At 71.9% G+C, this 15,362-nt stretch carries 13 protein-coding genes; 9 read left to right on the top strand and 4 right to left on the bottom strand.

The window, feature by feature from the left end; translation table 11 throughout:
* Positions 1–486 precede the first annotated feature (486 nt).
* Entirely contained in the window at positions 487–1,059 is a 573-nt protein-coding gene (locus IEJ02_RS39300) for a histidine phosphatase family protein (RefSeq protein ID WP_191069163.1), read from the top strand.
* A gap of 47 nt (positions 1,060–1,106) precedes the next feature.
* Here IEJ02_RS39300 and IEJ02_RS39295 read toward each other — a convergent pair whose 3' ends face one another.
* Positions 1,107–1,616, bottom strand: a complete 510-nt coding sequence (locus IEJ02_RS39295) for a GNAT family N-acetyltransferase (protein WP_223865200.1) — start codon at positions 1,614–1,616, stop codon at positions 1,107–1,109.
* A gap of 150 nt (positions 1,617–1,766) precedes the next feature.
* Between IEJ02_RS39295 and IEJ02_RS39290 the strand changes: the two genes are divergently transcribed.
* Positions 1,767–3,986, top strand: a complete 2,220-nt coding sequence (locus tag IEJ02_RS39290) for an NADP-dependent isocitrate dehydrogenase (protein ID WP_191069161.1) — start codon at positions 1,767–1,769, stop codon at positions 3,984–3,986.
* Between the two features lie 122 nt (positions 3,987–4,108).
* On the opposite strand, the gene IEJ02_RS39285 is transcribed toward IEJ02_RS39290, so the two are convergent.
* Together IEJ02_RS39285 and IEJ02_RS39280 are read right to left on the bottom strand one after the other, a co-directional pair.
* Positions 4,109–5,320 (bottom strand): PP2C family protein-serine/threonine phosphatase, encoded by a 1,212-nt coding sequence (locus IEJ02_RS39285; protein ID WP_191069184.1) that lies wholly within the window; start codon positions 5,318–5,320, stop codon positions 4,109–4,111.
* Positions 5,321–5,538: 218 nt separating this feature from the next.
* Positions 5,539–6,126 (bottom strand): TetR/AcrR family transcriptional regulator, encoded by a 588-nt coding sequence (locus IEJ02_RS39280; RefSeq protein ID WP_191069160.1) that lies wholly within the window; start codon positions 6,124–6,126, stop codon positions 5,539–5,541.
* Positions 6,127–6,197: 71 nt separating this feature from the next.
* Between IEJ02_RS39280 and IEJ02_RS39275 the strand changes: the two genes are divergently transcribed.
* From IEJ02_RS39275 to IEJ02_RS39245, 7 genes are all read left to right on the top strand, one after another.
* Positions 6,198–7,091: an NADP-dependent oxidoreductase gene (locus IEJ02_RS39275; RefSeq protein WP_191069159.1), complete on the top strand. Its 894-nt coding sequence runs from the start codon at positions 6,198–6,200 to the stop codon at positions 7,089–7,091.
* 239 nt (positions 7,092–7,330) lie between these two features.
* Entirely contained in the window at positions 7,331–8,893 is a 1,563-nt protein-coding gene (locus tag IEJ02_RS39270; RefSeq protein WP_223865192.1) for an amidase, read from the top strand.
* 329 nt (positions 8,894–9,222) lie between these two features.
* A complete protein-coding gene (argC, locus tag IEJ02_RS39265; RefSeq protein WP_137980285.1) occupies positions 9,223–10,251 on the top strand; it encodes an N-acetyl-gamma-glutamyl-phosphate reductase in 1,029 nt (342 codons plus the stop codon).
* On the top strand, positions 10,248–11,402 hold the full coding sequence (gene argJ, locus IEJ02_RS39260) for a bifunctional glutamate N-acetyltransferase/amino-acid acetyltransferase ArgJ (RefSeq protein WP_191069158.1): 1,155 nt from the start codon (positions 10,248–10,250) through the stop codon (positions 11,400–11,402). Before argC ends, argJ begins: the two co-directional genes overlap by 4 nt.
* Positions 11,399–12,376 (top strand): acetylglutamate kinase, encoded by a 978-nt coding sequence (gene argB, locus IEJ02_RS39255; protein WP_191069157.1) that lies wholly within the window; start codon positions 11,399–11,401, stop codon positions 12,374–12,376. The genes argJ and argB overlap by 4 nt, the downstream gene beginning before the upstream one ends.
* Positions 12,373–13,575, top strand: a complete 1,203-nt coding sequence (locus IEJ02_RS39250) for an acetylornithine transaminase (protein WP_191069156.1) — start codon at positions 12,373–12,375, stop codon at positions 13,573–13,575. Before argB ends, IEJ02_RS39250 begins: the two co-directional genes overlap by 4 nt.
* An 8-nt stretch (positions 13,576–13,583) precedes the next feature.
* Positions 13,584–14,135 carry an arginine repressor gene (locus IEJ02_RS39245; RefSeq protein WP_191069155.1) on the top strand — a complete coding sequence of 184 codons (552 nt, stop codon included), beginning with the start codon at positions 13,584–13,586 and terminating at the stop codon, positions 14,133–14,135.
* A gap of 158 nt (positions 14,136–14,293) precedes the next feature.
* Here IEJ02_RS39245 and IEJ02_RS39240 read toward each other — a convergent pair whose 3' ends face one another.
* A complete protein-coding gene (locus tag IEJ02_RS39240) occupies positions 14,294–15,346 on the bottom strand; it encodes a LacI family DNA-binding transcriptional regulator (protein ID WP_191069154.1) in 1,053 nt (350 codons plus the stop codon).
* Between the last annotated feature and the right edge of the window lie 16 nt (positions 15,347–15,362).

Genomic DNA, 15,362 nt, shown 5'->3' with positions numbered 1-15,362 from the left:
TCGCCTGCGGCGGGCTACTCCCCTCCCCGCCCCTTCCCGAAACTGGTGCTCCGCCCCAGCCCCCGGCCGGTGCTCCGCCTCGGGCCTCGGCCGGGGTTTCGCCTCGGGTCTCGGGTCGGGGTTCCGCCCCAGGTCCCGGGCCGGGGTTCCCCTCGGGCCCCGGGGCCGGGGTTCTGCCCCCGGGGCCTCAGGCCCCAGGCCCCGGGGCCCGGACCCCGGGGTCCAGGGGCGGAGTNGGGCCTCAGGCCCCAGGCCCCGGGGCCCGGACCCCGGGGTCCAGGGGCGGAGTCCCTGGTATCGGGAAGGGGCGGGGAGGGGAAAGACCCCCGGCGGCCCGCGCCGCTTCCCGCCCGCTACCCACGATGCGCACGGTGTTCATGAGACGGCCGCTTCGAGTCGCCCGGTGACCCGGCGCACACCCAAAGGCCCCTGCTCTTCTCCTGGTTACGGGCCCTGGAGCCGGGGCCGTGACCTTACGATGCCGGGATGACGTTTCGGCTGACGCTGGTCGCCGCCGGCCGTAGCTCCTCCCGGCTGGGGGAGCGCTTCGGCGACGACCGGCCGCTGGATCCGGAGGGGCGGCTCGCCGCCGAGCGCGCGGCCCCCGCGCTGCTGCCGCTGGCCGCGGCGGAGCTGCGCTACTGCTCGCCGTCGGCCCGCAGCCGGGAGACCGGCGACGTGCTGGGCTTCACGCCACTGGTCCAACTCGCGCTGCGCGACTGCGACATGGGCCGCTGGGCGGGCCGTTCCCTCGCCGATGTGATGGCGCGCGAACCCGCGGAGGTGGACGCCTGGCTCGGCGATCCGCGCTCCGCACCGCACGGCGGGGAGTCGCTGCACGCGTTCATCATGCGGATCGGCGGCTGGCTGGACACCCGCCCGGCCGAGGACCACGCCAAGATGGTGGCCGTGGCCGACCCCGGGGTGGTCCGCGCCGCCCTGATGTACGCGATCAAGGCGCCGCCGCACTGCTACTGGAACGTCGACGTCCGTCCGCTCTCCACGGTCACCCTCACCGGCCGGGCGGGCGAGTGGCGGCTGCGCGTGGACGGTACGTGACGGAAACGCTCCCCACGTGACGGAAACACTCCCCGGGCCCCCGCCGTTCACGGCGTGAGCTCCTCGGCCAGCAGATCCATCAGCAGGCCGTCGTGCCACGTACCGTCCGGACCGCGCTCATAGGACCGCATCACGCCGACGGGCCGGAAGCCGACCTTGCCGTAGCACCTGATCGCGGCGGCGTTGTCCGCCGCCGGGTCGATCACGATCCGGTGGTGGCCGTGGTCGGCGATCAGATGGCGGGCCAGGGTGCGTACGGCGTCGGTGCCCAGCCCCCGCCCGTGCACCGCCGGGTCCAGGTAGATGTCGATGCTCGCGTGCCGGTAGTCCGGATCGGCCTCGGCCGACCACTGGATCAAGCCGATCACGGCGCCCTCGTTCTCGATGGTCCACTGCTCGGCGCCGGGGTCGGCCAGGTCCTCGCGCACCGCCGCCACCAGGTCCTCGCCGCCTTGCCAGCGCGCGTACACCTCGGGCGTGGCGCGGATCGCGGCCAGGGAGGGAACATCGGAAGGGACGGTGGGGCGCAGCACCACCCGCGCGCCCCGCAGAGTCATCGGCATGGACGGGACGATCCCACCGAAGCGCGTGCCGTGACCAGGGCGCGGCGCCTCGCGCGGCTTTCTGCCCAGGGCCCTTTCGGGAAAGCACTCGGCACCGGATATCTTGATGTCGAGCAATGTTGCAGACGTGGAGCGGAGCACCCGGTGACTGACTCGACCATCATCTATACGCACACGGACGAGGCCCCTGCCCTCGCGACGTACTCGTTCCTGCCGGTGATCGAGGCGTATGCCTCCACGGCCGGGGTCAGCGTGGAGAGCCGGGACATCTCCCTGGCGGGCCGGATCATCGCCCAGTTCCCCGAGCACCTCGAAGAGGGCCAGCGCATCCCCGACGCCCTCGCCGAGCTGGGTGACCTTGCCAAGACCCCCGAGGCCAACATCATCAAGCTGCCGAACATCTCGGCCTCGATCCCGCAGCTGAAGGCCGCGATCGCCGAGCTGCAGCAGCAGGGTTACGCGCTGCCGGACTACCCGGACGACCCGAAGACCGACGAGGAGCGGGAGATCCGCGCCCGTTACGACAAGGTCAAGGGCTCCGCGGTGAACCCGGTGCTGCGCGAGGGCAACTCCGACCGCCGCGCCCCCGCCTCGGTGAAGAACTACGCCAAGGCCAACCCGCACCGCATGGGCGCCTGGTCGGCCGATTCCAAGACCAATGTGTCCCACATGGACACCGACGACTTCCGCTCCACCGAGAAGTCCGTGGTGATCCCGGAGGACGGCTCGCTGCGCATCGAGCTGGCGGGCGACGACGGCTCCACCACCGTGCTGCGCGAGTCGGTGCCGGTGCTGGCGGGCGAGGTCGTGGACGCCTCCGTGATGCGCGTCGCGGCGCTGCGCGAGTTCCTCTCGGCGCAGGTGGCCCGCGCCAAGGCGGAGGGCGTGCTGTTCTCGCTGCACCTGAAGGCCACGATGATGAAGGTCTCCGACCCGATCGTCTTCGGCCACGCCGTACGCGCCTTCTTCCCCAAGACCTTCGCCGAGCACGGTGAGACCCTCGCCGCCGCCGGTCTGACCCCGAACGACGGTCTGGGCGGCATCCTCAAGGGCCTGGAGGCCCTGCCCGAGGGCGCGGCGATCAAGGCGTCCTTCGACGCCGAGCTGGCCGAGGGCCCGGAGCTGGCCATGGTCGACTCCGACCGCGGCATCACCAACCTGCATGTGCCGTCCGACGTCATCGTCGACGCCTCCATGCCGGCCATGATCCGCACCTCCGGCCACATGTGGGGCCCGGACGGCGAGGAGCACGACACCCTCGCGGTGATCCCGGACAGCAGCTACGCCGGGATCTACCAGGCCGTCATCGACGACTGCCGCGCCAACGGCGCCTTCGACCCGGCCACCATGGGCTCGGTGCCCAACGTCGGCCTGATGGCGCAGAAGGCCGAGGAGTACGGCAGCCACGACAAGACCTTCGAGATCCCCACCACCGGCACCGTCCGCGTCCTGGACGGGGCGGGCAACGCGGTCATCGAGCAGGTCGTCGGCGCCGGTGACATCTTCCGGATGTGCCAGACCAAGGACGTGCCGATCCAGGACTGGGTCAAGCTGGCCGTCACCCGCGCCCGCGCCACCGGTGACCCGGCCGTCTTCTGGCTGGACGAGGGCCGCGCCCACGACGCCAACCTCATCGAGAAGGTCAAGGCGTACCTGCCCCAGCACGACACCGAGGGCCTGGACATCAGGATCCTGGCCCCGGTCGAGGCGATCAAGCTCTCCCTGGAGCGGATCCGCCGCGGCGAGAACACGATCTCGGTCACCGGCAACGTCCTGCGTGACTACCTGACCGACCTGTTCCCGATCCTGGAGCTGGGCACCAGCGCCAAGATGCTCTCGGTCGTCCCGCTGATCAACGGCGGCGGTCTGTTCGAGACCGGCGCGGGCGGCTCGGCGCCCAAGCACGTCCAGCAGCTGGTCAAGGAGAACTACCTGCGCTGGGACAGCCTGGGCGAGTTCCTGGCCCTCGCGGTCAGCTTCGAGCACCTCGCGCAGAAGACGGGCAACGCGCGGGCCCAGATCCTCGCCGACACCCTCGACCGGGCGACCGGCACCTTCCTGGCCGAGAACAAGTCGCCCAGCCGCCGCGTCGGCGGTATCGACAACCGCGGCAGCCACTTCTACCTGGCCCTGTACTGGGCCCAGGAGCTGGCCAAGCAGACCGACGACGCCGACCTGGCCAAGGCGTTCGCCCAGCTCGCCGACACGCTCTCCACCCAGGAGCAGACGATCGTCGACGAGCTGATCGCGGTCCAGGGCTCCCCGGCCGACATCGGCGGCTACTACCAGCCCGACTCGGCCAAGGCCGCGGCCGTCATGCGCCCGTCCGCGACCTTCAACCAGGCCCTGGCCACCCTCGGCTGACCCGCCTGACACGCGCTCGGCGCGTCTGACACACCCACACCGCACCACACCGCCCCGGCCGGCACTCGCCCGGCCGGGGCGGTCCCCTTCTCCCGCCTCGTGCGGGCGGCTCCATGGAGCGGCTATAGGGAGGGGACGCCCATCAGGGCGGCGGCCTGAACGGTGGGGCCGGGCACCGGGCCCAGCCATTCGCAGAGCAGGACGGTGGCGTCGTCCTGGAGGTGGCCTTCGTGGTGGGCCATGACGGCACCGACCAGGCGGCGCAGGGTCTCCGGAACGGGCAGCCCGTCGGCGTGCTGCCGGATGAGGAAGTCGACGAACCGGGTCAGGCCGAACTCACGGCCGCCGGGGCGCCGTGCCTCGGTGATGCCGTCGGTGTAGAACACGATGCGGTCACCGGGCTGAAGCTGCTCGCGGCACAGCGTGGCCTCCAGCCCCGGCCCCAGGCCCATGCCCAGGGGGAGGCCCGGCGGGCACCGCAGCTGGCTGGTCCAGCGGCCGCCGCGGATGACCAGCGGCGGATGGTGGCCGTAGCTGACCCAGCGCAATTCCCCGCCACGGGTGTCCAGCTCGGCCAGGATGCCGGTGGCGTAGCGGCCTCCCTGGAACTGCTCGATGAGCGCCTCGTCGATCCGCTCGCCGGTCCGCACCAGGTCGGCACGGCGGCGGCGGGCGTTGCGGCACGCTCCCAGGGCGAGGTTGGCGGTCAGCCCGGCGGCGGTGTCGTGCCCCATCGCGTCGAAGACCGCCAGGCGCACCATCGGCCCGTCGGTGGCGTAGTCGTAGGCGTCCCCGCTGATGTCGTACGCCGGCTCCATGACGGCGGAGATGGCCACCCGGCCGTCCGCGTAGGTGGTCTGTGGCATCAGCCGCCACTGCATTTCGGCCGCGATGGTCATCGCCTCGCTGCCCACCAGCCGGGCGAAGGCGTCGCTGAAGTCGCGCTTGCTGACCACGAGCAGTGCCACCAGGGCGGAGAGCAGCTTCATGTCCTCGCGGGCCCGTGCGTCGTCGGTGGCCGTGGTGACGCGCAGCAGACCCATGCGCTCGGTGCCGTTCAGCAGCGGCACCCACCACTGGTGGCGACCCGGCTCGGCGGGGGCGGCGGGCAGCACCTCACCGTACTGGTAGGCCCGGCCCGGCACGGTGCCCTCGACCTTCAGCTCCTCCGGCTTCCCGCCCTCCGGCTTCCCGCCCTCCGGTCCCGTGGCGCCCGAGGTGGTCAGCTGCCGCAGCACCTGCCGCCGCACATCGACCAGGTAGATCAGCACCTGGCCGATACCGGCGGGTGCCGCGTGCTCGGCCACGGCGGCCGGCAGCATCTCCAGGGGCATCAGATGGCTGGCGGCCAGCAGCTCGCCGAGCAACCGCCTGCTGCCCGACTCCCGACTCCGGTCCGTCACGACCGCTCCCTCTCGTCCGAGGCCGCGGAACGCGACCCGGCACCCCCTTCAGTGTCGCGCGCCCCGGCGGCCCCGGCCCACCCGGCACCGCGCCGGGCCGAAGCCCCGCAGCCCCGGCCGGCCCCTGTCCCACCCGGAGGAACGGTGCCTCAGGTACGCCGAGAAGGTGAGGCGACCTCCCAGGCCGCCTCGATCATCCGGAAGATCTCGTCCACCGCGGCCTCCGGGTCGGCCGCCTCCCGGGCCAGCGAATAGGCGTCGATCACGAACCTCGCGATCGTCCGGCAGGCCGTCGTGGTCTGTGACCGCTCGGGATCGGCGGCGATGGCCGCTGCCAGCGACTCCGCGTGGCGCAGCCGCATCGACTCCTCGTACTCCCGCAGGGCGGGTGATGTCTCGATCATCTGCCAGATCGGGGCGGCACCGTCCGCCGTGCAGTGGCGCACCAGGGCGTGGATCTCGCGGCGCAACGCGGGGAGCAGCGGTTCGTGCGGCGCCCGGTCGGTGACCGCCCGCGTGAGGCGGCGCTCGAAGTCCTCGTCCTGCTCGAACACCAGGGCCTCTTTCGAGGCGAAGTGGGAGAAGAGCGTGGTGACGGCCACGTCGGCCTCGGCGGCCACCTCGCGGATGCCCACCGCGTCGTATCCCCGTTCCAGGAAGAGCCGCAGGGCGGCATCGGCGATCTTCTGGCGGGTCGCGGCCTTCTTGCGCTCACGGCGTCCGGTCGGCACGGTCATGGCCGTCACGCTATCAGATGCAAAACCAGAACGGTTCTGAAACCCTAACTGTTAGTGCTACGGTCGGCCGCATGAAGAGAGTGAGCTTCGCCGAGTTCGGCGGTCCGGACGTTCTGCAACTCATTGACGCCGAGGAGCCCCACGCGGGCCCCGGCCAGGTACGTATCGCCGTACGGGCGGCGGGCGTGAACCCCGTCGACTGGCGGATCCGTGAAGGCCAGGTCCTGGGGGCCCATCCGACCAAGTTGCCCTCCGGGGTCGGGCAGGACGCCTCCGGGGTGGTGGACGAGGTCGGCGAGGGTGTCGAAGGGGTCGAGGTCGGCGACCGTGTGTTCGGCGAGGGGTCGAGCACCTATGCCGAGTTCGCCGTGCTGTCGGCCTGGGCCCGTATGCCCGAGGGGCTGACGTTCGCAGAGGCGGCCGGATATCCCTCCGTGGTGGAGACCGCGCTGCGCATCATCCGCGAGGTCGGTGTCCGGCCCGGGCAGACGCTGCTGGTCAGCGGCGCGTCCGGGGGAGTCGGATCGGCGGTGCTGCAGATCGCCCGCGACCGCGGCATCACGGTGATCGGCACGGCCGGGGCCGCGAACCAGGACTATCTGCGGAGCCTGGGTGCCGTTGCCACGACGTACGGCGAGGGCTGGGTCGAGCGGGTGCGGCGGCTCGGCCGGGTCGACGCGGCCCTCGATCTGGCCGGCTCGGGGGTGATCCGCGAACTCGTCGAGCTGACCGGGGATCCGCAGAAGGTGATCTCCATCGCCGACCTCGGTGCGCCGGAGCTCGGCGTCCGGTTCTCCGGCGTGGCCGGAAGCGTGCCGGAAGCGCTCGCCGAGGCCGTCGACCTCATCGCGCGGGGCAGGCTCCACATCCCGGTCGAGAAGTCGTACCCGCTCGCCGAGGCCGCGGCGGCGCACATCGACAGCCAGGCCGGCCACACGCGCGGACGCCGGGTCATCGTCATCTGAGCCGTTTTCCCGCGCGGTCGGGCGGTCCGGTCCCGCGTGGTCGGGCGGCCGGGTGAGCCGCATTCCCTGTGACCGAGGATTTTAGTTGGCATATCTCGGTCTGAGCCGTGCAGGTCAGACTGGCCGTGCAGATGCCCGTTGCCGCTGCCGCGTTCAAGGAGCCCGCATCCCTTGAGGGATGGCGCTGGAGCCGGTCTGTAAGGTCACGGCCGTACGGCCGTGACGTTCGTGGAGGGCTGATGACCGTTCTGAACGCTTTGGACGCGACGGAACTGGCACGGTGCATCCGGGCCCGTGAGGTGTCCTCCCGTGAGGTGGTGCAGGCCCATCTCGATCGCATCGCGGCTCTGGATCCCCATATACACGGCGTGATCACCTTGCTTGGTGAACAGGCTCTCGCCGCGGCGGATCAAGCGGACTCCGCTGTCGCGCGCGGCGACGACCTCGGTCCGCTGCACGGAGTCCCCTTCACGATCAAGGACTCACTCGACACCGCGGGCGTGGTGACCACGCGGGGATCGCGGCTGTTCGCCGACCACGTGCCGACGGCCGACGCGACAGCCGTGGCGCGGATGCGTGCCGCGGGTGCCATCCCGCTCGCCAAGACGAGCCTGCCGGAGTTCTCGTACTGGACGGAGACGGACAACCTTCTGGTGGGCCGCACCCGTAACCCCTGGGATCCGGGGCGGACTCCGGGGGGATCCAGCGGGGGTGAGGCGGCGGTGATCGCGGCAGGTATGTCACCGCTGGGCCTGGGCAGTGACGTGGCCATCTCGGTCCGTGGTCCCGCCCATTTCACCGGCATCGTCGCTCTGAAGGCCACGCACGGCCGTATCCCGTGCACGGGACACTGGCCGCCCGTACTGCGTCGCTACTGGCACGTCGGCCCCATGGCACGCACCGTCCGGGACATCGCCACCGCCTACCGGATCCTTGCCGGACCTGACGGCATCGACGGATACGCGACCGCGCCGCGTGAGATCCCTCGCGACCCGGTCGACGGCACACCTCGGCGCATCGGCGTGCTGCTCTCGCCGGCATTCGGCCCCGTCGACACCGATGTCGCGGCCACGGTCCGGGCCGCGTCCGACGCCCTCGCGTCCTCGGGCCTGGCTGTCGAGTCGGTCCGGATCCCCGTCTTGGAGGAGTACAACGCTACCCGCCTCAGCGCCACCCTGTACACGGCCGAAGTACTCCCGTTCCTGCGGACGTTGACCGCGGGCCACGAGGACAGCCTGCACCAGGTCGCACACGCCACCTTGCGAGCCAGGGAGCCCTCGTCGGCCGATGTGGTCCAGGCCCAAAGCGTCGTTGAACGCCTGCGGGACGAGTTCGCGGCCTGTTTCAGCCGATATGACGCGCTGTTGTGCCCGGTGGTGACGATCCCCGCCCCGCTGCCGGCCCAGCCCGTCCACCACATCGACGGGGTCGAGGTACCGGCGCGGGACGTCATGCGGGCCACGGTGCCGTTCAACCTCACCGGTCTGCCGGCGCTGTCGCTCCCGTTCGGTGCCACCGCGGACGGCCTGCCGATAGGCGTCCAGCTCGTCACCCCCCTGGGACGCCGAGGACGCGCTGCTTCAGCTCGCATCACTCCTGGAGTCCGCGAGCCCAGTCCGCAAACGCCGCCCGCCGGTGACCCCCACGCCGGCGACCACCGGCTCCTGAGTTCTGGACCGGGCAGGTGCACCACTTGCTGTCAACAAGGCCCGGTGATGCCGACCGCCAGGTGCAGTCCTCCCGGGCAGGATGCAGTCATGGTGCGGACAGGATGCGGGGAAGTGCTCGGCCGGCGCGCGTAGTCGGGCAGGCGCACGGACTTGGTCCCGGCGTGGCCACGCCCCCCGCGTCACCGTCCGGGCCGAGGGCTCGGGGCGTATCTCCCTAGCCGGTCTGGTGTGCCCACCGGCCGGGGCTTCGGCTTCTGCTGCGCCGGTCGGCGGCCCGGGGGAAGGAGGCGTGCTTCGGCTTCCTGGACCGCAGGCAGCCAGAACCGTCCTTGGTGGATGAGGGCGACCCGGGACAACTAAAAATCTCGGTCGCAGTTCCCCGGCGGTGGGAATCCGGCCACCCTTTGCATAAAGCTGTCGTGAAACGTATAGTCATGCCATCATCGAGGGAGGACGACGGCATGGCCATACGTGCTGCGGTGGCGGGCGCGAGCGGATACGCGGGCGGGGAACTGCTGCGGCTGCTGCTCGCCCACCCCGAGGTGGAGATCGGCACCCTGACCGGCAACTCCAACGCCGGGCAGCCCCTCGCCGGGCTGCAGCCCCATCTGCTCCCGCTGGCCGGGCGGGTGCTGGAGCCCACCACCGCCGAGGCGCTGGCCGGGCATGACGTGGTCTTCCTGGCACTGCCGCACGGGCAGTCCGCCGCCGTCGCCGAGCAGCTCGGCGACCAGGTCCTGGTCGTCGACTGCGGCGCCGACTTCCGGCTGAAGGACGCGGCGGACTGGGAGCGGTTCTACGGTTCGCCGCACGCCGGCACCTGGCCCTACGGCCTGCCCGAGCTGCCCGGCGCCCGCGCCGCGCTGGAGGGCACCAAGCGCATCGCGGTGCCGGGCTGCTACCCCACCGCCGTCTCCCTCGCGCTCTTCCCGGCGTACGCGGCCGGGCTGCTGGAGCCCGAGGCGGTCATCGTCGCCGCCTCCGGGACCTCGGGCGCGGGCAAGGCACCCAAGCCGCATCTGCTGGGCAGCGAGGTCATGGGCTCCATGAGCCCGTACGGCGTCGGCGGCGGCCACCGGCACACCCCCGAGATGATCCAGAACCTGTCCGCCGCGGCGGGGGAGCGGGTGTCGGTCTCCTTCACCCCGACCCTCGCCCCGATGCCCCGCGGCATCCTCGCCACCTGCAGCGCCAAGGCCAGGCCCGGAGTCACCGGGGAGAGCCTGCGCGCCGCGTACGACAAGGCGCTGCGGGACGAACCGTTCGTCACCCTCCTCCCCGAGGGCCAGTGGCCCTCCACCGCCGCCGTGTACGGATCCAACGCCGCGCTGCTCCAGGTCGCCCATGACGAGGCGGCCGGCCGCGCCCTCGTGATCAGCGCCATCGACAACCTCACCAAGGGCACCGCGGGCGGCGCGGTGCAGAGCATGAACATCGCCCTCGGCCTCCCCGAGGAGCTGGGACTTTCCACGATCGGAGTCGCTCCATGAGCGTTACGGCAGCCAAGGGCTTCACGGCCTCCGGCGTCGCGGCAGGGATCAAGGAGAACGGAAACCCCGACCTCGCCCTCGTGGTGAACACCGGCCCGCGCCTCGCCGCCGCGGCCGTCTTCACCTCCAACCGCGTCAAGGCCGCCCCCGTCCTGTGGTCCGAGCAGGTCGTCAAGGGCGGTCAGGTCTCGGCCGTCGTCCTCAACTCCGGTGGCGCCAACGCCTGCACCGGCCCGCTGGGCTTCCAGGACACCCACGCCACCGCCGAGAAGGTCGCGGAGGTCCTCGGCCACAGCGCGGGCGAGGTCGCCGTGGCCTCCACCGGCCTCATCGGCGTCCGGCTGCCCATGGACGCGGTGCTGTCCGGGGTCGGCAAGGCCGCCGATGCGCTCTCCCCGCACGGCGGCGAGAAGGCCGCGATCGCCATCAAGACCACCGACACCGTCCACAAGACGGCCGTCGTACAGAGCCCGGCCGGCTGGACCGTGGGCGGTATGGCCAAGGGCGCCGGGATGCTGGCCCCGGGCCTGGCCACCATGCTCGTCGTCCTCACCACCGACGCCGACGTGGACACCCCCGGGCTGGACACCGCGCTGCGCGCCGCCACCCGCACCACCTTCGACCGGATCGACTCCGACGGCTGCATGTCCACCAACGACATGGTGCTGCTGATGGCCTCCGGCGCCTCCGGTGTCGCCCCCGACGCCGCGGAGTTCGCCGAGGCGGTCCGCGAGGTCTGCGCCGATCTCGCCCGCCAGCTGATCGGGGACGCCGAGGGCGCCTCCAAGGACATCCGGATCGAGGTCGTGGGCGCGGCCACCGAGGACGACGCGGTGGAGGTGGGCCGCTCCATCGCCCGCAACAACCTCCTCAAGTGCGCCGTCCACGGCGAGGACCCCAACTGGGGCCGGGTGCTCTCCGCGATCGGCACCACCTCGGCCGCCTTCGAACCCGACCAGCTCAACGTCGCGATCAACGACGTCTGGGTGTGCAAGAACGGCTCGGTGGGCGAGGACCGGGAGCTGGTCGACATGCGCTACCGCGAGGTCCGGATTACCGCGGACCTGGCCGCGGGCAGCGCCTCGGCGGTCATCTGGGCCAATGACCTCACCGCCGACTACGTCCACGAGAACAGCGCATACTCCTCATGAGCCAGCCGACCACCCGTAAACACACCGCCCTGCCCAAGGCCCGCATCCTCATCGAGGCGCTGCCCTGGCTGACCCGGCACCACGGCAAGACCGTGGTGGTCAAGTTCGGCGGCAACGCCATGGTGGACGACGAGCTGAAGGCCGCCTTCGCCCAGGACGTCGTCTTCCTGCGCCACGCGGGTCTGCGCCCGGTCGTCGTCCACGGCGGCGGCCCCCAGATCAGCGCACAGCTGGACCGGCACGGTCTGGTGAGCGAGTTCAAGGCCGGGCTGCGGGTCACCACCGACGACGCCATGGACGTCGTACGGATGGTGCTGGCCGGACAGGTCCAGCGCGAACTGGTCGGGCTGCTCAACCGGCACGGCCCGCTGGCCGTCGGCATGACCGGCGAGGACGCGCACCTGATGTCCGCCACCAAGCACTTCGCCGAGATCGACGGCGAGCAGGTGGACATCGGCCGGGTCGGCCAGATCACCGAGATCGACACCGGTGCGGTCCAGGCCCTGCTGGACGACGGCCGGATCCCGGTCGTCTCCTCCATCGCCCGCAGCGCCGACGACGGCCATGTCTACAACGTCAACGCCGACACGGCCGCGGCCGCCCTCGCCGTCGCGCTGGGCGCCGAGACCCTGATGGTGCTCACCGATGTGGAGGGCCTGTACGCCGACTGGCCCAACAGCGACGAGGTGATCAGCAAGCTCACCGCGAGCCAGCTGGAGAAGCTGCTGCCGGAGCTGGCCAGCGGCATGGTGCCGAAGATGGAGGGCTGTCTGTACGCCGTGCGCCACGGGGTCACCACCGCCCGCGTGCTCGACGGGCGGGTACCGCACTCCATCCTGCTGGAGATCTTCACCGACGAGGGCATCGGCACGATGGTCCTGCCGGACGGGACCGCGATCGGCATGGACGACCAGGACGGCAAGGGCGACCAGGACGGCAAGGGCGACCAGGACGGCAAGGGGGAGGACCAGTGAGCAACGCGGAGCTGAAGCGGCGCTGGCAGGGGGCGCTCATGGACAACTACGGCACCCCCCGCCTCCCGCTCACCCACGGCGAGGGCACCAAGGTCTGGGACGCGGACGGCAAGGAGTACCTCGACTTCGTCGGCGGTATCGCCGTCAACTCCCTCGGCCATGCCCACCCCGCCGTCGTCCGGGCGGTCTCCGACCAGATCGCCACCCTCGGCCACGTCTCCAACCTCTTCGTGGCCGAGCCCCCGGTGGCGCTCGCCGAGCGGCTGCTCCAGCTCTTCGGCCGCTCCGGACGCGTGTACTTCTCCAACTCCGGCGCGGAGGCGGTCGAGGCCGCCTTCAAGATCGGACGGCGCACCGGGCGCACCCATATGGTGGCCACCGCGGGCGGCTTCCACGGCCGCACGATGGGCGCGCTGGCCCTGACCGGCCAGCCCGCCAAGCAGGAGCCCTTCCTCCCGCTGCCCGGCGATGTGACGCATGTGCCGTACGGGGACGTGGAGGCGCTGCGCGCGGCCGTGACCACCGACACCGCCCTCGTCATCCTGGAGCCCATCCAGGGCGAGAACGGCGTCATCGTGCCGCCGGCCGGCTATCTGGCGGCGGCGCGGGAGATCACCCGGGCCACCGGCACCCTGCTGGTGCTCGACGAGATCCAGACCGGGATCGGGCGGACCGGGCACTGGTTCGAGCACCAGGCGCAGGGCGTCGAGCCCGATGTCGTCACCCTCGCCAAGGGGCTCGGCGCCGGGCTGCCCATCGGCGCCACCCTCGCCTTCGGGCCCGCGGCCGATCTGCTGACCCCAGGGCAGCACGGCTCCACCTTCGGCGGCAACCCCGTCTCCTGCGCCGCCGGTCTCGCCGTCCTCGACACCATCGCCGCCGACGGCATCCTGGACCGGGTCAAGCGGGCGGGGGAGCGGCTGCGTAACGGAATCGAATCGCTCGACCACGCACTGGTCGCCCGGGTCCGCGGCGCCGGGCTGCTGCTCGGTATCGTGCTCACAGAGTCCCTCGCGCCGCAGGTGCAGAAGGCGGCTCAGGACGCGGGACTCCTGGTGAACGCGGTCGCGCCGGACGTGGTCCGGCTCGCCCCGCCGCTCGTCATCTCCGACGGCGAGGTGGACACCTTCCTCCGGGAGCTGCCGGCCGTCCTGGACGCCGCACATGAGGGAGACGGGGAACGACGAGCCGGAGACTGACGACACCGATGACCGAGGCGCAGCACACCGACGCGCAGGACGTGGGCCACGGCGGACCGGCCGTGCCACAGACCCGCACCGCACGCCACCGCCGGATCGTGGACATCCTGAACCGGCAGGCCGTGCGGTCCCAGAGCCAGCTCGCCAAGCTGCTCGCGGACGACGGGCTCTCCGTCACCCAGGCGACGCTCTCCCGGGACCTGGACGAGCTGGGCGCGGTGAAGATCCGCAACACCGGCGGTGAGCTGATCTACGCGGTGCCGAGCGAGGGCGGCGACCGTACGCCGCGCGCCCCGCTCGGCGAGTCGGCGAGCGAGGCGCGGATGGCCCGGCTGGCGGCCGAGCTGCTGATCTCGGCGGAGGCGTCGGCCAACCTCGTGGTGCTGCGCACTCCGCCGGGCGCCGCCCAGTTCCTCGCCTCGGCCATCGACTCGGCGGAGCTGCACGACATCCTCGGCACCATCGCGGGCGACGACACGCTCCTGCTGATCAGCCGCGACCCGCTGGGCGGCCAGCCGCTCGCCGACCATCTGCTGCGGCTGGCCCAGAAGGAGCGCTAAGAGGGCGCGCGGATAGGTGGGGTGGAGGAAGGAGCGGGGCGAGGGGCAAGCATGGCAAGGCGGAGGAGGGAGGCGACGCGGAGCGTCGTCGACCGACGACAACGCCGCCAGGCGCCGCCCATCGCCCCGCGACGCCGCCCCACCTATCCGCGCGCCCTCTAACTCTTCCGGGCGCGCGACGGGGTGTGCGACGGGGCGCGTGACGTCAGCGGCGGTGTGCGCGTCGAGCCGCTGGGCGGCGCCGCGGTGGAGTCGCGCACCACCAGCCGCGTGGCGATCCGGACGCGCGGTGGCCGGGAGCCCGCCGCGGGGGCCTCGCGCACCAGTCGGCATGCCTCGCTTCCTGCCTCCTGGAGGGGGACATGGAGCGCGGTGCTGCCCGGCTGGGTCATGCCGATGACGGTCAGGTCGTCGGAGGCGGCGAGGCTGATGTCCTCCGGGACCCGCAGTCCGGCGCTGCCCAGTCCCATGAAGAGGCCGAGCAGCACATAGCTGCTGTAGACCATGACGGCGGTGATCGGGGTCTCCTGCCGCACCAGGAGTTCCGCCGTGGCCAGTCCGGCGTCGAACCGCGGCGGTACGGGATCCAGGACGATCAGTTCACCGCCGCCGTCGGCCACCGCGGTCAGGGCGGCCTTCCGGCGCTGCCGGTCCATCCAGGAGCCGGGCGGACCGCCGAGGTAGGCGATGCGACGGTGGCCGAGGCCGAGGAGATGGTCCATCAGTTTCGTTACTCCGCCGGGGGTGTCCACCACCACCCCGGGCAGCCCCGGGGCCGTGCGGTCCACCGTCACCACGGGCAGCCGCTCGGCGAACGAGCGCAGGGCGACGTCCGGGCTGACCGGCGCGACCAGGATGAGCCCGTCGACCCGCGGGCCCAGCTGGTGCACCAACTCCCGCTCACGGTCCGCCGAGTGGTCGGAGACGCCGAGCAGGACGTTTCCGCCCGCCTCGGTGAGGGGCTGCTGAACGCCCGTGACGATGGGCGGGAAGAAGGGGTTGGCGAGGGTGGGGACGATGACTCCCACCAGCCCGGTGTGGCCGGTGGTCAGGGCGCGGGCGGTGGCGTTGAGCCGGAATCCCATCTCGGCGGCCACGAGGGACACCCGCTCCCGGGTCTCCGCCGCGACCATGTCGGGCCTGCTGAGCGCGCGTGACGCCGTGGAAGTGGACACGCCCGCCGCTCGAGCGACGTCTGCCAGTCGAACCATCCGCCCCTGCTCTCGT

This window comes from Streptomyces sp. 5-10, from assembly GCF_014712245.1.
Taxonomy (GTDB): domain Bacteria; phylum Actinomycetota; class Actinomycetes; order Streptomycetales; family Streptomycetaceae; genus Streptomyces; species Streptomyces violaceusniger.
This window is presented reverse-complemented; position numbering and strand designations above follow the sequence as displayed.

Excerpts from the sequence above, each read along its gene's own strand:
- IEJ02_RS39300 (WP_191069163.1), top strand. The coding sequence starts at position 487 with ATGACGTTTCGGCTGACGCTGGTCGCCGCCGGCCGTAGCTCCTCCCGG.
- IEJ02_RS39295 (WP_223865200.1), bottom strand. The coding sequence starts at position 1,616 with ATGACTCTGCGGGGCGCGCGGGTGGTGCTGCGCCCCACCGTCCCTTCC.
- IEJ02_RS39285 (WP_191069184.1), bottom strand. The coding sequence starts at position 5,320 with ATGCCCCTGGAGATGCTGCCGGCCGCCGTGGCCGAGCACGCGGCACCC.
- IEJ02_RS39280 (WP_191069160.1), bottom strand. The coding sequence starts at position 6,126 with ATGACCGTGCCGACCGGACGCCGTGAGCGCAAGAAGGCCGCGACCCGC.
- IEJ02_RS39275 (WP_191069159.1), top strand. The coding sequence starts at position 6,198 with ATGAAGAGAGTGAGCTTCGCCGAGTTCGGCGGTCCGGACGTTCTGCAA.
- IEJ02_RS39270 (WP_223865192.1), top strand. The coding sequence starts at position 7,331 with ATGACCGTTCTGAACGCTTTGGACGCGACGGAACTGGCACGGTGCATC.
- argC (WP_137980285.1), top strand. The coding sequence starts at position 9,223 with ATGGCCATACGTGCTGCGGTGGCGGGCGCGAGCGGATACGCGGGCGGG.
- argJ (WP_191069158.1), top strand. The coding sequence starts at position 10,248 with ATGAGCGTTACGGCAGCCAAGGGCTTCACGGCCTCCGGCGTCGCGGCA.
- argB (WP_191069157.1), top strand. The coding sequence starts at position 11,399 with ATGAGCCAGCCGACCACCCGTAAACACACCGCCCTGCCCAAGGCCCGC.
- IEJ02_RS39245 (WP_191069155.1), top strand. The coding sequence starts at position 13,584 with ATGACCGAGGCGCAGCACACCGACGCGCAGGACGTGGGCCACGGCGGA.
- IEJ02_RS39240 (WP_191069154.1), bottom strand. The coding sequence starts at position 15,346 with ATGGTTCGACTGGCAGACGTCGCTCGAGCGGCGGGCGTGTCCACTTCC.